We start from the raw sequence: 15,857 nt of genomic DNA, 5'->3' as shown, positions 1-15,857 counted from the left end.
GGGAGGGGCGCCGGTGATCAGTCTCCGCCTCGCCCTCCGGGGGCTGGCGGCCCGGGTCGGGCTCACCGTGTCGCTGCTCGCGGTGACGTCGTTCGCCGTCGCGGTGGCCAGCGCCGGCGCCATGTACCTGCGGGCGGCGGGCGAGTCGGTGCTGCAGGACGCGCTCCGCTCCGCGCCGCCGTCCGCGTCGGGGGTCGCGGTTGCCCAGCGGGTCGCCGGCAGGCGGGAGGTGCGCGGGCTCGACCGCACCGTCCGGGCCGCGATGCCCGCCCTTCCGGCCCTGGAGCCGCCGGTGACCGGCTTCGACACGACCGAGCCGACCGCGCTCGCCCGGCCCGGCGCGGACGTGCCAGGCGAGGAGCGGCCAACGGCCAAGCTGGCCAGCCGGTCCGGGCTCTGCCAGCACCTGGTCGTGCTGCGGGGCCGCTGCCCGGGCCCGACGGCGCTGGACGCCCCGGCAGAGGCGGCCATCTCCGACCGGGCCGCGGCCAAGCTCCACATGGGCGTGGGGGACCGGCTCGACGCAGGCCTGGTCCTCGGGGCCAACGGCGTCGCCAGGGAGGCCAAGGTGGTCGCCGTGTACCGGCCCACCCAGGAGGATCCCTGGTGGTGGGGGCACGACCTGTTCTACAACCCGGCCAAGGACACCGAGGTACGGGACGCCCCCCTGGACGCGGTCCTGCTCGACGACAGCGCCATGCAGGCCGTGGTCGGCGGTGCCGCCGACGTGACGGCCAGGTGGGACTTCCCGCTGGAGGCGCGCCGGGTGCGGCTCCGCGACGCCCCGGGCCTGGCCCTGGCCGTGGGCGACTTCCGCGGCAAGCTCGCCGAGGCCTACCCGCAGGCGGCCCTCCAGACCGGCCTGCCCTCCCTGGTCGAGCGGGCCGAGGAGGGCCGGCAGGCCCTGACCGTGCCCGTGCTCCTGGCCACCGTCCAGCTCGTCGCGCTCGGGCTGCTGATCCTCGTCGTGGTCGCCGCCATGGCCGCCGAGGCGCGCGCCGGGGAGGTCGCCCTGGCCAAGGTCAGGGGCGCCACCACCGGGCAGGCGTTCGGCCTGGCCACCCTGGAGCTCGCCCTGGTCGCGGTCGCCGCCGTCCCGGGCGGCCTCGCCCTCGGCTGGCTCGGGACCGGCCTGATCGCCAGGGCCCAGCTCGTGCCCGGCGTGCCCGTGGTCGTCACCCCCCTGGCGGTCGCGGCCGCCCTGGCCGCGGGGGCCGTTGCCCTGGCCGCGGCGGCCGCGGCCGGCCTCGGGGCCGTGCGCCGGCGGGTACTGGACCAGTGGCGGCAGGCCCGCTCGGACCGGGTCGGGCGGCGCTCGCTCCTGGTCGAGGTCGTGCTCCTCGCGGTCGCGGCCGCTGCCCTGGCCAACCTGCGCACCGGCGGGGCCCGCCCGGCAGGCACCTACGACCCGCTCGCCGTGCTCGCCCCCGCGCTGGTGGTCCTGGCCGGGGCGCTGGTGGCCGGCCGGGTGCTGCCATTCGTGGCGTCGGTCCTGGTCCGCGTCACCGCCCGCTCCCGGCGGCTGGCCCCGTTCATCGGCGCCCGCCAGGTCGCGCGGCGGGGCGGAGCCGCCCTGCGGGTGGTGGTGGCCCTGGCCGCCGCCTTCGGCCTGGTCGCGTTCGCGGTCACCGTCCGCCAGGACATGTCCCGCAACCGGCACGACCGGGCCATGACCGAGACGGGGGCGGCCCGCCGCGCCGACGTCGGCTTCCCGGCCGGCAGCCTCGGACCGGAGCAGGTGCGGGCGGCCGACCCCTCGGGCCGGACCGCGATGGCCGCGTTCCGGTACACCGGCTCGCTTGCGTCCTCCGGCCGGGAGGCGACCGTGCTCGGGGTGCAGGCCGACCGCTACCAGGGGATCGGCTTCTGGCGGGGGGACTTCGCCGCCGAGCGGCTGGGCCGCCTGCTCGCGCCCTTGCGCCGGACGCCCATTCCCCCGCTCGAGCTCGGCCCGGCCACCGGCCTCGAGGTCGACCTCGGCGTGGACGACCTGCGCGCGGCCGGGCCGGTCACCCTGGTCGCCGACGTCCGCGGGGCCGACGGCAGCGGGGGCCCGGTGCTGCTCGGTCGGCTCCAGGACGGCCCCATCCGTCCTTACCGGGCCGGGCTCGACCCGGCCGTGCTCAGGAGCGACGGGCCCTACCAGCTCCGCCGCCTCTACCTCGACCGCGGCGTGGGCCGGTTCTTCTCGGTGAGCGCGACCTTCCGGTTCGACTCGGTCCGCGTGCAGCAGGCCGGGGTGTGGCGGGTGGTCGAGAGCTTCGACGACCCGGCGCGCTGGAACCCCGTGAACGACGGCGACTACACCCCAGCCGACGAGCTGGGCAGCGACGCCGGCGACGAGGGCAGGGCGACCACGGTCAAGGTGGAGGCGCCGTCGTTCGCGACCGGCATCGGGCTCGTCCACGCGTCGGTGCCGAGGGCGGTGCCTGCGGTGGTCACCCCCGGGTTCCTGAGCGCCGAGTCGGCCCGGGTCGGCCAGGTCGTGCGGGTGGGGTCGCCGACCGAGGGCGACATCGCGCTCCGGGTGACCGGCGTGGCCGAGGTGCTGCCGGGCACCGGCGGGGCCGAGGTCGCCGCCCTGGTCGACCTGGACGGGCTGCTCGCCCAGGCCCTGCGCAACCCCAACGCCCAGGTGTCCGCCAACCAGGTCTGGACCAGCGGTGGCCGGGCCGCCGACGGCGTGCTGGACCGGCTGCGGGCCAGGGGGGTCGAGGTGGAGGCGGTCACCGCCGCCGCCGACCGGGAGCGGGCGCTCGCCCGCGAGGCACCCTCCCTGGCGCTGCTGCTGCTGATGGTGGGCGCCGCGGCCGGGGCGGTGCTGGCCACCGGCGGGGTCATGCTCCACCTGTACCTCACCGGCCGGCGGCGCGGCTTCGAGCTGGCCGTGCTCGACGCGCTCGGTGCCCGCCGCCGCGACCTGTGGGCGCCGGTCGCGGTCGAGCAAGGGTCGCTCGTCGGCTACGGCGTGCTGGTCGGCGGGGCCGTCGGCCTGGCAGCGGCACTGGTCGCGCTGCCGGCCATCCCGCAGTTCCTCGACCGCCCTGAGGTGCCACCGCCGATCTACACCCCGGACTGGCTCGCGCTCGGGGGCGCCCTGGGTCTCGCGCTCGTGGTCGTCGCCCTCGGCCTCGCCGCGGTCGTGGCCGGCCTGGTCCGCAAGGCCCGCCCCGAGCTGCTCCGGGAGGAGGAAGCGTGATGCGGGCGGGCGCATGCGGGGCCGTGCGCGTGGGGAGGGGGCGCCAGTTGCGTGCGGGCGCACCCGAGACCGTGCGCGAAGGGAGGGGGCGCCAGTGAGCGTCGCCCTGGAGCGTGTGGCTGGTGGCGTGCTGGAGGAGCGCCGGGCCCGGGCGGGGGAGCGGCTGGCAACCTGCGAGCAGCTGTTCCACATCTACCGGCTGGCCGGACAGGAGGTGGTCTCGCTGCAAGGGGTCGACCTGGCGGTCGACCGGGGCGAGATGCTGGCCCTGCTCGGGCCGTCGGGGTCGGGGAAGTCCACCCTGCTCTCGATCCTCGGCGGCCTGGAACGGCCGTCGGCCGGCCGGGTGCTGGTCGAGAGCCAGGATCTCGCCAAGCTACCCGAGACCGCGCTGACCGCCTTCCGCCGCCGCCGGGTCGGCTTCGTCTGGCAGGTGCCTGCCCGCAACCTGTTGCCGCACGCGTCGGCCGCGGAGAACCTCGAGCTGCCCATGACCCTGGCCCGGCTTCCGGCCGCCCGGCGCCGGCGCCGGGCCCAGGTGCTGCTCGGCGCGGTCGACCTCGACGGCGTGGGCGGCAAGCAGGTCCGAGCCCTGTCCGGCGGCGAGCAGCAGCGCCTGGCCGTGGCCGTCGCCCTGGCCAACAACCCGCCCCTCCTGCTCGCCGACGAGCCGACGAGCCAGCTCGACCGCGCCAACGTCGCCCGGGTGGTGGAGATCCTCCACACGGCCAGGGAGGAGCTCGGCACCACCGTCGTGGTGGTCACCCACGACCCCGAGGTCGCGGACAGGATGGACCGGACCGTCACGATCCGCGACGGGCGGGTCGGCGCCGAGGGCCGGGCCGGGGTGGAGCACGCGGTGGTCGGGCCGACCGGCTCCCTCCACCTGCCCGCGCACGCGCTCGAGGTGCTCCCCCCCGGTGCCCGGGCCGTGGTCGAGGTCGAGGGCGACCGGGTCGTGCTCCGGCCGGTCGACGCCGGCCCGGCCGGCGGGGCAGGCGGGCAGGCCGCCCCGGGCCATGACGTGGACAAGGAGCGCCGGTGACCACGGCGGGCGCAACCCCAGAGGGCATGCGGGCCGGAGGGGCGCCAACTCCCGGGCGGGCCGGGGACGGGGGTCCCAATCGACCAGGACGCGGCAGATGGGCCTGGCGGTGACCGGGCAGGCCGGGGACCGGCGCCCGCTGCTCGCCACCGAGGCGGTGGTCGCCGTCCGCGGCGGGCGCAACGTCGTGGACGGGGTGTCGCTGACGGCCACCGCCGGCCAGGTGCTCGGCGTGGTCGGTCCGTCCGGCTCGGGCAAGTCGACCCTGCTCATCCTGCTCGCCGGCCTCGAGCTGCCCGACGCCGGTGTCGTCCGCTTCGAGGGACGCGACCTGGCCCGGCTCGGCGAGGCGGGGCGGCGGGCGCTGCGCCGCGACCGGATCGCGGTCGTCTTCCAGGGCTACGGGCTGCTGGCGCTGCTCACCGCCCGCGAGAACGTGGAGCTTCCCCACCGGGTGGCCAGGCGCGACCCGGCCGCAGCGGCCGCCGCCGCCGAGCAGTGGCTCGGCCTCCTCGGGCTGGCCGGCCGGGCCGACCACCGCACCGACGAGCTGTCAGGCGGCGAGCAGCAGCGGGTCGCCCTGGCCCGCGCGCTCGCCTCGGGCGCGGACGTCCTGCTCGTGGACGAGCCCACCGCCGAGCTCGACGAGGACAACCGCGGCCGGGTCGTCGGCCTGCTGCGCGACGCCGCCGACCGGGGCGCCTGCGTGGTCGTGGCAACCCACGACCCGGAGGTGGTCGAGTGCTGCGACGAGGTGGTCCGCCTGGTCGACGGCCGCGCGACCCGCGCCGACCCGCACGCCCTGGCCGGCCCTTGAGGATGCTGGGCTTGCCGGCTCAGGGAAGGAACTGCTGCTCGACCCGCTGGGCCCGGCCGCCCCGCACCGTGACCCAGAACAGGGGGTTTTCCGGGTTCGGGAAGTACGAAGCGAGCTCGGTCAGGTCGAGGGGGACGTTCTGGGTCGCGGACCCGGTCTCCTCGGCGGTCAGGGTGTTGACCGTGATACGGGCGTTCGGGGCCACCGGGACGGTCCGCTTCCTCGGGTTCTGGTTGCGGATGTAGTAGTCGTTCGGGGGCGGGGACTCCTTGCCGTCCTCGGCCGCCGCTTTGGCGGCGGCCGCCCCGGTGAGGAACTGCACCACGTCCACGACCATCGTCCGCTTGCCGTCGTCGACCGACACGATGAAGACCGCGTGGCGTCCGTCGGACAGGACCGCGGCCTCGCGCGCCCGCGCCCCGGTGGTGGCCGTCGCCCCGGTGCCGGCGGTCGCCCCGGGACCGGCGGTCGCCCGGGTGCTGGCCGTCGCCCCGGTGGTAGCCACCGTCCCTGGGGACGCCTCCTTCGACCCGGAGCATCCGGTCGCGCCCACGCCGAGCACGGCCAGCAGGACGACGGCACCCAGGGCGGCAGGGCCGGAGGAACGCTTCACGGTCATCTCCTCGCGGTCGGGTGGCGGCACTCGGGCGGCGAGGCGCTCGCCTGGGATACTGAACCCGAAATCGCCACGTTCCTCCAGTCGCCACCAGATGACCGTTCCAAGCCCGGACCGGGTTCGGCGGCTGCTCGAACCCGGTCCGGAGGACCCTGGAGCGCCCGTGCCCACCCTGGCGAGGGGTGGGCACGGGTGTCGGCGTCCTGCCCGGCGGGGCGGGTTCAGGCCGAGCCGACGTCCTGCCGGGCGGGGCGGGGTCCAGCCGAGCCGACGTCCTGCCGGACGGTCTGGTCCAGACCGAGCCGGCGGGGTGGGTTCAGGCCGAGTCGGTGTCCTGCCGGGTGGGGTGGGTTCAGGCCGAGCCGACGTCCTGGGACTCGGCGTCGCCGAAGGTGACGTTGACGGTCAGCTCCTCGGTGCCGCGGACGACCAACAGGGCCAGGGTCGCGTCGTCGGCCAGCCCGTCGAGCACGTCGTGCAGCTCGTCGGCGTCGGCCAGCTCGCGGCCGCCCGCCGCCACGATCAGGTCGCCGGTGCGGATGCCGGCCCGGCCGGCCGGGCCGCTCTCGTCGACCGCGCGGACCAGGAGGCCGTCCCGCTCGGGCAGGCCGACCGCACGCCGGAGCTGCCTCGCGACCCGGACCGGGGCCAGGCCGACGCCCAGGCGCGGCCGGGACGGCGCCTCGCCCCTGGCGAGTGCGTCGAGCCGCCCGCGCAGGTCCGCGTCGGCCGGGAGGGCCAGGTAGAAGCCGTCGCCGAGGCGGTTGGTGTTGAGGCCGAGCAGCCGCCCGGCCGCGTTGACCACCGGGCCGCCGGAGGAGCCCCTGCCCATCGGGGCGGTGTGCTCGAGGCTGCCGGTGATGCGGCGGCCGCGCGGGCCGCGGAACGCCCGGTTCACCGCCGAGACCAGCCCGAACGTGATCCGCAGGCGGCCGCCCGGGTTGGCCAGGCCGAGTACGGCCGTGCCGATCCGGGCCGCCTCCCCCTCGCCGGCCCAGGCGACCGGCGCGGCACCCTGGGTGTCGACCGAGACGACGGCGAGGTCGGCGTCGACGTCGACTCCTTGGACCCGCCCGACCGCGCTGCGGCCGTCGGCGAAGACCACGGTCGTCTCCTCGCCGCGGATGTTGTGGGCGTTGGTCGCCACCGAGCCCTCGGCCACGACCACGCCCGAGCCGCGGCCGGGACCGCGACCGATGCCGACAACCGAGCCGCCCACCTGCTGCGCCACCCTGCCGACGGCCTGCTCCAGCTCTTCGAGCATGTCCAGCTCCCTTCACCTGAAGTCACTAGTGGATTGCAAGTTACTAGCTGCAAGCGAGGAGTGCAAGAGGTAGGCCACGGCCCGTACGATGGCCCCATGCCGCGGACCCAAGAGCCTTCGCCCCTGGACGAGGCGGTCGCCCGGGTGGGCGACCGCTGGACGCTGCTGATCGTGCAGGCGCTGCTGGGTGGGACCCGGCGCTTCAACGACCTGCAGGAGGAGCTCCCAGGCATCGCCCCGAACGTGCTGTCGCAGCGGCTGAAGCATCTCGAGCGCGAGGCGGTCGTGGTGAGCCGGCTCTATTCCAGGCGGCCGCCCCGGTTCGCCTACGAACTCAGCGCGTCCGGGCTCGAGCTGGCCGGCGCCCTGCGCCTGCTCGCCCAATGGGGCGCCCAGCGAGCCGGGGACGGCGAGGCGCTCCGCCACGCGGAGTGCGGCACGGCGATGGAGGCACGCTGGTACTGCCCCACCTGCGCCCGCATGGTCGCCGACCACGAGGCGGATGACCTGCACTACGTCTAGCCGCCGGATTCTGCCCGGAAGTTGGTATTTCTCACCTTTACGCCTGCGTTGCGAACACCCTCGTTTCCACGACGTTGCTGGCTGTTCACCTGGATGCGTAGAAAAATTAGGACTTGCGACCAGACGGCACGTCACATAGGTTTTGACGGGCACCGGTCGGTTCTGCCGGTCCGGTGGGGTGTCACGCCGGTCCTTGACGCCTTGACACCGCCGCGAACAGACCTTCTTGGGGGAGGAGGAGGGTTCAGCCTCGAAGCTGTGGCGTGCTCGCACGCCATGGTGACGACGGGCGGAGGTGCGACAGGGGGGGCTTCACGCTGGACATCGCGACGTACGGTCATGGCTTGGCGGCTGCGTGCAGGCAGCCCGAGCCGGCACACGACCGCTTCGCCGTCGCCCGCCGACCGGCCACTGGCCGCTTCGGGCTGGGCGAGACCAGAGGTGGATCGTCCAACCCGTTGACGAGTCCGCGCGCCCCGCCTGGCGCCTGGCGCTGTCAGGCCGCCTTGTGCCTGGCGCTGTTGGCAGGAGCACCGGTCCATCGAGGGGGATGATCATCATGAAGCGGACAGCCAGCCGTGGCTCGTAGGCACCTCCAGACCGCCGCGACCCACGCCCAGACCACCGCCGCCAACGGGTCCCACGAGCCGCCCCGGTCGGGTGCGCCCGTCGCCAGCGAGGACCTCACGCTCGTCTGGGCCGGCGAGACCGCCCCGGGGGAGCCGAGGGGAGCGGCGGCACTGTCCCTCGCCCGCGACAGCGGGACGCTCCGCCGTTACCGGCGGATCAGCCTCGGCCTGGCCGTCTCCGACGCGCTCTGCGTGGTGGCCGCGCTGGTGGTGTCGTACTACCTCCGCTACCCGTGGCCGGTGCGGCCCATGCCGGCTGGGGAGACCGCCGTCGTGGTGCTCGCCCCGCTCCTCTGGGTCGGGGTCTTCCACGCCTTCGACCTGTACCGGCCCCAGCACCTCTCCGGCCACGAGGAGCTCCGCCGCACCATCGGCGCCACCAGCCTCGGGATCGTCCTGCTGGTGATGGCGAGCTACTGGTCGAAGTCGTCGTTCTCCCGCTCCTGGGTGGCGCTGGCCTGGGTGCTCGCGCTCGCCCTCGAGCTCGTGGTGCGGCGTGGCTGGCGGGCGTACCTGTGGCACCAGCGGCGGGCCGGCCGCCTCCGCTTCCGCACGCTGGTCGTCGGGGGCACCCCGGAGGCGGGACGCCTGGTGGAGATCCTGCGTGACCCGGAGTCCGGCTACACGCCGCTCGGCTACGTGCTGGCCTCCGCCCCGACGCTCTCGGCCAACTCCCTGCCCGTGCTCGGCGAGATCGGCGACCTCCGCCTGCTGATCCGCGAGCACGCCGCGGACTGCCTGTTCGTCGCCTCGACCGCCGTCACCGTCGACGACATGTCCCGGGTCGCCCAGGCCGCGCGCCTGGAGGGCGTCGAGGTGCGGGTCTCGTCGAACCTGCCCCAGACTCTCACCTCGCGGCTGTCGCTGCAGACGGTCGGCCCGGCCGTGGCGCTCGCGATGCGGCCCGTCCTGCTCAGCGGCCGGCAGGCCGCGATGAAGCGCGCTTTCGACATCCTCGCTGCGTCGGCCGCGCTGGTGGTGAGCTTCCCCCTGTGGGGGCTGATCGCCGCCGCGATCCGCCTCACCTCGCGCGGCCCGGTCCTCTTCCACCAGGAACGGGTGACCAAGGGGGGCCGCGTCTTCCTGATGCACAAGTTCCGCTCCATGCGGACCGGCGTGGACGTCGACGCCGACACCACCAAGCCGTTCTTCAAGCTCGACGCCGACCCGCGGCTCACCAGGGTCGGGGCGTTCATCCGCCGCGCCAGCCTCGACGAGCTACCCCAGTTCTGGAACGTCCTCAAGGGCGAGATGAGCATCGTCGGGCCCCGGCCGCTCCCGGCCGACCAGGTGGCCGCCAACCTCGAGCTGCTCAGCCCCCGCCAGGAGGTGCCGGCCGGGGTGACCGGCTGGTGGCAGATCAAGGGCCGCAGCCGGGTGACCCCGGAGGAGGCCCTGCGGCTGGACCTGTTCTACATCGAGAACTGGTCCCTCACGCTGGACCTCTACATCCTGGTCAAGACCTTCAGCGCGGTCCTGGGCCGCAGTGGTGCCTTTTGACCAGGTTCGGAGCGCTGCCATGTGCGGGATAGCGGGGGTCTACAACGTGCCCGCCACGGCCGGGCAGCTGGCCGCGATGTCACGGGCGATCGCGCACCGGGGGCCGGACGCCGAGGGCTCCTGGACCCACGACGAGGACGGCCGTCACGTCTGGCTCGGTCACCGGCGCCTGTCCATCATCGACCTGTCCGAGGCGGCCAACCAGCCGTTCGCCAAGGACGGGCTCGTCCTGGTGTTCAACGGCGAGATCTACAACTACCAGGCGCTTCGGCGCGAGCTGGCGGCGGCCGGTGCCCGTTTCCGGACCAGCTCGGACACCGAGGTGCTGCTCGAGGCGTGGCGGCACTGGGGCCCGGGCTGCCTCGACCGCGTCCGTGGCATGTTCGCGTTCGCGCTCTACGACGAGCGGACCGGCGCGCTCGTCCTCGCCCGCGACCACTTCGGCATCAAGCCCCTGTTCTACGCGCTGCTGGACTCAGGGGTCGCGTTCGGCTCGGAGCTGAAGGCCCTGCGGCCGGTCCTGGGCGAGCGCCCCGAGGTCGACCCGTGCGCGCTCGTCGCCTCGCTGATGTACTACTGGGTACCGGAGGAGCACTGCGTCTACCGGGGCGTTGCCAAGCTCCCTCCCGGCTCCTGGCTCGAGGTGGCCCCGGACGGGTCGCACCGCCTGCGGCGCTACTGGGACCCGCGCACGGCGCTGACCGCGCCGCCCGAGCGCGAGGTCGACGTCCACGCGCTGCGGACCGTGCTCGAGGAGTCGGTCGCCGCCCACCTGGTCGCCGACGTGCCGATCTCGACGTTCCTGTCGGGCGGGCTCGACTCGAGCCTGCTCACTGTGCTCGCGGCGCGCCACAACCGCGACATCGACAGCTACACGATCTCGTTCCGGGCCGAGGACCAGCGCTTCGAGGCGATGCCCGACGACCTCGCCTATGCCCGCAAGCTGGCCGGCAGGCACGGCATCCGGCTCCACGAGGTCGAGCTGGCGCCCGACGTCGCCGACCTGCTCCCCCGGATGGTGCACACCCTCGACGAGCCGATCGGCGACGCCGCCGCGATCAACGCCTTCCTGATCTGCCAGGCCGCCCGGGAGGCCGGGGTCAAGGTGCTGCTCTCCGGCATGGGCGCCGACGAGCTGTTCGGCGGCTACCGCAAGCACTACGCGGGCCTGCTCGCCTCCAGGTACCGCCGCCTGCCCGGGATCCTGCGCAACGGGCTGATCGAACCGGTCGTGCACCGGCTCCCGGTGGCCAGCCGGCGGCGCGGCTACCGCTCCGTGCGCTTCGCCAAGCGGTTCGTGGCGTTCGCCGGCCTCCCCGAGGAGGCCGCGTTCCGGCGCAGCTACACCCATTACGACGTGGCCGAGTTCCACGAGCTGCTCGACCCCGAGCTGTGGCCCCACGTGGACCGGCTCGTGGCCGAGCACGCGGCCGTCTATGCCGAAGGTCCCGACCACGACCAGGTCAACCGCATGTGCTACACCGACACCCGGATGTTCCTGCCCGGCCTGAACCTGGCCTACACCGACCGGGTCAGCATGGCGGTCTCGACCGAGGTGCGAGTGCCCTACGTCGACAAGGACGTGGTCGCCGCGGCGTTCGCGATCCCGGGAGCGGCCAAGATCGTCCGCACCGAGCGCAAGGCCATCCTCAAGCAGGCCGCCGAGCCCTGGCTGCCCCGCGAGATCGTCTACCGTCCCAAGGGCCTGTTCAGCGCGCCGCTGCGGGCCTGGATCCGCCGCGACCTGCAGGACATGGTCGAGGACCTGGTGGCCGGCGGGAACCTGGTCACCTCCGGGATGCTCGACAAGACCGCCGTGCGCGCCCTGATCGACGACGACCGCTCGGGCGTCGCGGACCGGTCCAAGGAGATCTGGCAGCTCCTGACCCTCGAGCTCTGGCACCGCCAGCAGTCCCAGTGACCCGTCCCGTCCCAGGGCGACCGACCGTGAGCAGTGGTGGCGCATGAAGCAGATCGTGCAGAACTACAAGTCGGGCGAGCTGTCGCTGGTGGACGTGCCCGCGCCCACCTGCCGGCCGGGAGGCGTGCTGGTCCGCTCGCAGTACTCCCTCATCTCCGTGGGCACCGAGATGATGAAGATCAGCGAGAGCAAGCTGTCGCTGGTCGGCAAGGCCCGGGCCAGGCCCGACCAGGTCAGGAAGGTCGTGCAGGCGGTCTCCCAGCAGGGGCTGGCCGCCACCTACCGGAAGGTCACCACCCAGCTCGACGCCTGGACGCCGCTCGGCTACTCGCTCTGCGGCGAGGTCGTCGAGGTCGGCGCCGGGGTCGAGGGGCTCTCGGTCGGCCAGCTGGTCGCCTGCGCCGGCAACCTCTACGCGCTGCACGCCGAGTACAACTGGGTCCCGCGCAACCTCTGCGTGGCCGTGCCCGACGGGGTCAAGGGCGAGCACGCCGCGTTCACCACCGTCGGCGCCATCGCCATGCAGGGCTACCGGCAGTCCGAGGCCGGGCTGGGCGAGACCGCGCTGGTTGTCGGCCTCGGGCTGGTCGGCCAGCTGCTGGTGCAGATCCTCCGGGCCGCCGGCGTCGGCGTGCTCGGGCTCGACCCGTCGGTGGAGCGCTGCCGGCTGGCCGAGCGGATGGGCGTCACCGCCTGCGGCGCCCCCGAGGGCGCCTCGCTCCAGGCGGTGGTGGCGAAGCTGGCCGAGCTGACCGACGGGGCCGGCGCCGACCACGTCTTCCTCACCGCCGGGGGCGACACCAACCAGCCCGTCGAGCTGGCCGCCGAGCTGGCCAGGGACCGCGCCCGGGTGGTGGACATCGGCAGGTGCCGGCTCGACCTGCCCTGGAAGGACTACTACGAGAAGGAGCTGGACGTCCGCTTCTCGCGCTCCTACGGGCCCGGCCGCTACGACCCGGTCTACGAGGAGCAGGGCGTCGACTACCCGATCGGCTACGTGAGGTGGACCGAGCGGCGCAACCTGGCCTGCTTCCTCGACCTGCTCGACGGCGGCCGGGTCGACCTCGGGCCGCTGGTGTCGGCGGTGCTGCCGTTCACCGACGCGGTCGGCGCCTACGAGCGCATCCTGGCCGGCGAGCAGCGCGGCGTCGGCATCCTGTTCCAGTACCCGGCCGACGCACCCCTGGCGCACCGGCTGGAGGGGAGGGCCGCGTTGCCGCAGCCCCGCGCCCGGGTCGACCAGGCACCCGCCCAGCCGGAGGTGCGGCTCGGCGTGGTCGGGGCGGGCAGCTACGCCACCTCGATGCTGCTGCCGCACCTGCGGGGGCGCGACGACGTCCGGCTGGTCGAGGTGGCCACGGCCACGGCCCTGTCGGCGGCCAACGCCAGGCGCCGCTTCGGCTTCGAGCGGGTCTCCACCGACTACCAGGGCCTGCTGGCCGCCGCCGACGTCACCGCAGTGCTCATCGCCACCCGCCACCACGCCCACGCCCGGATGGTCTGCGAGGCGCTGCGGGCCGGCAAGGCGGTGTTCGTCGAGAAGCCCCTGGCGGTCACGCCCGAGCAGCTCGACGAGATCCTGGCCGTGGTCGCCGAGACCGGCAACGACCGGCTGACGGTCGGGTTCAACCGCCGCTTCGCGCCGCTGCTCACCCAGCTCAAGCAGTCCTGGGGGGCGCGTACCGGACCGGTCCACCTCCGCTACGACGTGAACGCCGGGCCGCTCGCCGCCGGGAGCTGGTACGCCCGCCCCGAGGAGGGCGCCCGCCTGGTCGGCGAGGGCTGCCACTTCGTCGACACCGCGTCGTGGTGGATCGGCAGCGAGCCGGTCGAGGTGTTCGCGGCCAGCACCCCGGGCGACCCCGACGACACCGTGAGCACGATCAGGTACGCCGACGGGTCGGTGGCGACGATCTCCTACCTCACCCGGGGCGACGGCCGCTATCCCAAGGAGGTCGTGCAGGTCTTCGGCCAGGGCCAGGTGGCCAAGCTCCACAACTTCCAGCGGTCCGAGCACTGGCGGGGCGGCAAGCGCCAGGCGAAGCGGTCGCGGTCGGGGATCGACAAGGGCCAGCGGCAGGAGATGGACGCCTTCGTCCGCGCCGTGGCCGAGGGCCTGCCCATGCCGATCGAGCTGGCGTCGCTCGTGGCCACCACCCGGACCACCTTCGCGGCCAGCCGCAGCGTGGCCAGTGGCCGCGCCGAGCCGGTGGCGCCGGCGGCCCCGGGCGGCACCGGGGCCGCACCGACGGAGCGGGAAGGCGTCCCGGCCGGATGAACCCCGTGTGGTACGCGCGGCGGCTGGCACGCATGTCGCCCGGGGAGATCGTCGGGCGCGCACGCGACGAGCTGGTGAAGCGGCGCTGGCGCCGGCGCCAGGTGCGCCAGGGCCAGGCCGACCCGCTGCCCGTGCCTGGGGCGGTCCCGCCGTTCGCCACCCCGCTGGTCCCTGCGGCGGCCGAGGGTGTGCCCGCGGGCGCGCGAGTCCGCGTGGTCGAGGCGGCCGGCCAGCTGCTCGCCGGCCGCTGGCCGGTCTTCGACCGGGTCTGGGACGCTGCCGAGGCGGACTGGTTCGCCGACCCGCGCACCGGCCGGCGGGCGCCGAGCGACGCCTACTGCTTCGACGTCGACCACCGCGACGAGGCAGCGGCCGGCAACGTCAAGTACGTGTGGGAGCCGTCCCGCCACCAGCACGTCACGCTGCTCGCTGCCGCCTTCAGGCTGACGGGCGACGAACGCTACGCCCGGGCGGCCGCCAGGCAGCTCCGCTCCTGGTGGGCGGCCAACCCGTTCCTCTCCGGCATCCACTGGACGAGCGCGATCGAGGTCGGGGTGCGGCTCGTCTCCTGGACCTGGGCCAGGCGGCTGCTCGACGGGTGGGACGGTGCCGCCCCGCTGTTCGAGGGCGACCCGGCCTTCCTGCGCCAGCTCCACCACCACCAGCAGTACCTGGCCACGCTGCCGAGCCGCGGCTCGTCGGCCAACAACCACGTGCTCGCCGAGGCGGCCGGGCAGTTCGCGGCGGCCTGCGCCTTCCCCTGGTTCCCGGAGTCGCCCGGCTGGCGCGAGCACGCGGCGGCCACACTGCGCCGGGAGCTGCCCCGCCAGACCTTCCCCGACGGCCTCAACCGGGAGCTGGCAACCGCCTACCACGGGTTCGTGCTCGAGCTGGGCCTGGCCGCCGCGCTCGAAGGCGAGACGGCCGGGCACCCGCTCGGCGGCGAGGTCTGGGACGCCCTGCGGCGCATGGTCGACGCGCTCGCCGCGGTGGTGGACGTGCGCCTGCGCCCGCCCCGCCAGGGCGACGACGACGAGGGATGGGGCCTGCTGCTCGACGCGCCCGGCTTCCAGCGCTGGGCGTCCCTGCTGGCGACCGGGGCGGTCCTGTTCGGCCCGCTGGACTGGTGGCCGCCCGTGCCGCGGGAGGACGCGCGCACGCCCCTGTGGACCGGCCTGGCGCGGGCACCCCTGCCCGTGGGCGGCCCCCGCCCGGGGCGGCGGCCGTCGCTGTTCCCCGACGCGGGCACGACGCTGCTGCGTGACGGGCACGGGCTCGAGGAGATCTGGTGCCGGGTCGACCACGGCCCGCACGGGTACCTCGGCATCGCGGCCCACGCCCACGCCGACGCGCTCGCGGTGGAGCTGCGGGTCGGCGGGGCGGAGGTCCTGGCCGACCCCGGGACCTACTGCTACCACGGCGAGCCAGGGTGGCGCGCGTACTTCCGCTCCACCGCCGGCCACAACACCCTCGAGGTCGGCCAGGCCGACCAGTCGGTCTCGGGCGGCCCGTTCCTGTGGACCCGCCACGCGCGCAGCGAGCTGGAGCACGCCCAGGGGCTCGACGGCGGCCCGGTCGCCGAGGTGCGGGCCGCCCACCACGGCTACGACCGGCTCCGCCCGGCCGCCGTGCACCGTCGCACGATCCGTCTGCTCCGCGAGGAGCGCCGCCTGGTGATCGAAGACCGGCTCGACACCCTGGGCGAGCACGACTGCCGCCTCGCACTCCACCTCGGCCCCGGCGTCGCCTGCACGCTGCGCGGCAGCCTCGCCGAGCTGGCCTGGCCTGCCGGGGACGAGGAAGGGACCGCCACCGTCGCACTCCCGGAAGCACTGGCCTGGGAGCGTCTCGAAGGGCGGACCGACCCGCCCGCCGGCTGGTACTCGCCGGCGTTCGACGTCCGCGTGCCGACCGTGACGCTGCTCGGCGCCGGGCGCAGCGGCCACGGCCGGCCCCTGCTCACCGTCGTGCAGCTCGACCCTGCCCGGCCTCACCAACCATCACACGAGCCATCAGGGGTGCGACGTGCGTCCTTCCAGCAACCCGGCCGTCCGTAGGGGCTCGCC

10 protein-coding genes are annotated in these 15,857 nt (G+C 74.9%); 8 read left to right on the top strand and 2 right to left on the bottom strand.

Annotated features, from left to right (window positions below; translation table 11 throughout):
• The first annotated feature begins 13 nt into the window (after nucleotides 1-13).
• The 3 genes from VG276_25280 to VG276_25270 all read left to right on the top strand — a co-directional run bounded on the left by VG276_25280 (nucleotide 14) and on the right by VG276_25270 (nucleotide 5,061).
• Nucleotides 14-3,199, top strand: a complete 3,186-nt coding sequence (locus VG276_25280; protein ID HEV8652606.1) for an FtsX-like permease family protein — start codon at nucleotides 14-16, stop codon at nucleotides 3,197-3,199.
• 94 nt (nucleotides 3,200-3,293) lie between these two features.
• A complete protein-coding gene (locus tag VG276_25275) occupies nucleotides 3,294-4,244 on the top strand; it encodes an ABC transporter ATP-binding protein (protein ID HEV8652605.1) in 951 nt (316 codons plus the stop codon).
• A gap of 97 nt (nucleotides 4,245-4,341) precedes the next feature.
• Nucleotides 4,342-5,061, top strand: a complete 720-nt coding sequence (locus VG276_25270) for an ATP-binding cassette domain-containing protein (GenBank protein HEV8652604.1) — start codon at nucleotides 4,342-4,344, stop codon at nucleotides 5,059-5,061.
• A gap of 19 nt (nucleotides 5,062-5,080) precedes the next feature.
• Here VG276_25270 and VG276_25265 read toward each other — a convergent pair whose 3' ends face one another.
• Both VG276_25265 and VG276_25260 read right to left on the bottom strand, forming a co-directional pair.
• A complete protein-coding gene (locus VG276_25265; protein HEV8652603.1) occupies nucleotides 5,081-5,674 on the bottom strand; it encodes a hypothetical protein in 594 nt (197 codons plus the stop codon).
• A 355-nt stretch (nucleotides 5,675-6,029) separates the two neighbouring features.
• Nucleotides 6,030-6,941: a S1C family serine protease gene (locus VG276_25260; protein ID HEV8652602.1), complete on the bottom strand. Its 912-nt coding sequence runs from the start codon at nucleotides 6,939-6,941 to the stop codon at nucleotides 6,030-6,032.
• A 96-nt stretch (nucleotides 6,942-7,037) separates the two neighbouring features.
• Between VG276_25260 and VG276_25255 the strand changes: the two genes are divergently transcribed.
• From VG276_25255 to VG276_25235, 5 genes are all read left to right on the top strand, one after another.
• Complete coding sequence (locus VG276_25255) at nucleotides 7,038-7,463, top strand: helix-turn-helix domain-containing protein (GenBank protein HEV8652601.1); 426 nt, start codon at nucleotides 7,038-7,040, stop codon at nucleotides 7,461-7,463.
• Nucleotides 7,464-8,041: 578 nt separating this feature from the next.
• Nucleotides 8,042-9,592, top strand: a complete 1,551-nt coding sequence (locus tag VG276_25250) for a sugar transferase (GenBank protein HEV8652600.1) — start codon at nucleotides 8,042-8,044, stop codon at nucleotides 9,590-9,592.
• A gap of 19 nt (nucleotides 9,593-9,611) precedes the next feature.
• The gene (asnB, locus tag VG276_25245; GenBank protein ID HEV8652599.1) at nucleotides 9,612-11,513 is read left to right on the top strand and encodes an asparagine synthase (glutamine-hydrolyzing); all 1,902 of its coding nucleotides are present in this window, start codon (nucleotides 9,612-9,614) and stop codon (nucleotides 11,511-11,513) included.
• A gap of 43 nt (nucleotides 11,514-11,556) precedes the next feature.
• On the top strand, nucleotides 11,557-13,791 hold the full coding sequence (locus VG276_25240; GenBank protein ID HEV8652598.1) for a bi-domain-containing oxidoreductase: 2,235 nt from the start codon (nucleotides 11,557-11,559) through the stop codon (nucleotides 13,789-13,791).
• Entirely contained in the window at nucleotides 13,788-15,848 is a 2,061-nt protein-coding gene (locus VG276_25235; GenBank protein HEV8652597.1) for an alginate lyase family protein, read from the top strand. The genes VG276_25240 and VG276_25235 overlap by 4 nt, the downstream gene beginning before the upstream one ends.
• The last annotated feature ends 9 nt before the right edge of the window (nucleotides 15,849-15,857 follow it).

It is taken from the genome of Actinomycetes bacterium (genome assembly GCA_036000965.1).
Classification (GTDB): domain Bacteria; phylum Actinomycetota; class CALGFH01; order CALGFH01; family CALGFH01; genus DASYUT01.
The sequence above is the reverse complement of the archived record's forward strand: the minus strand, read 5'-3'. Positions and strand labels throughout refer to the sequence as shown.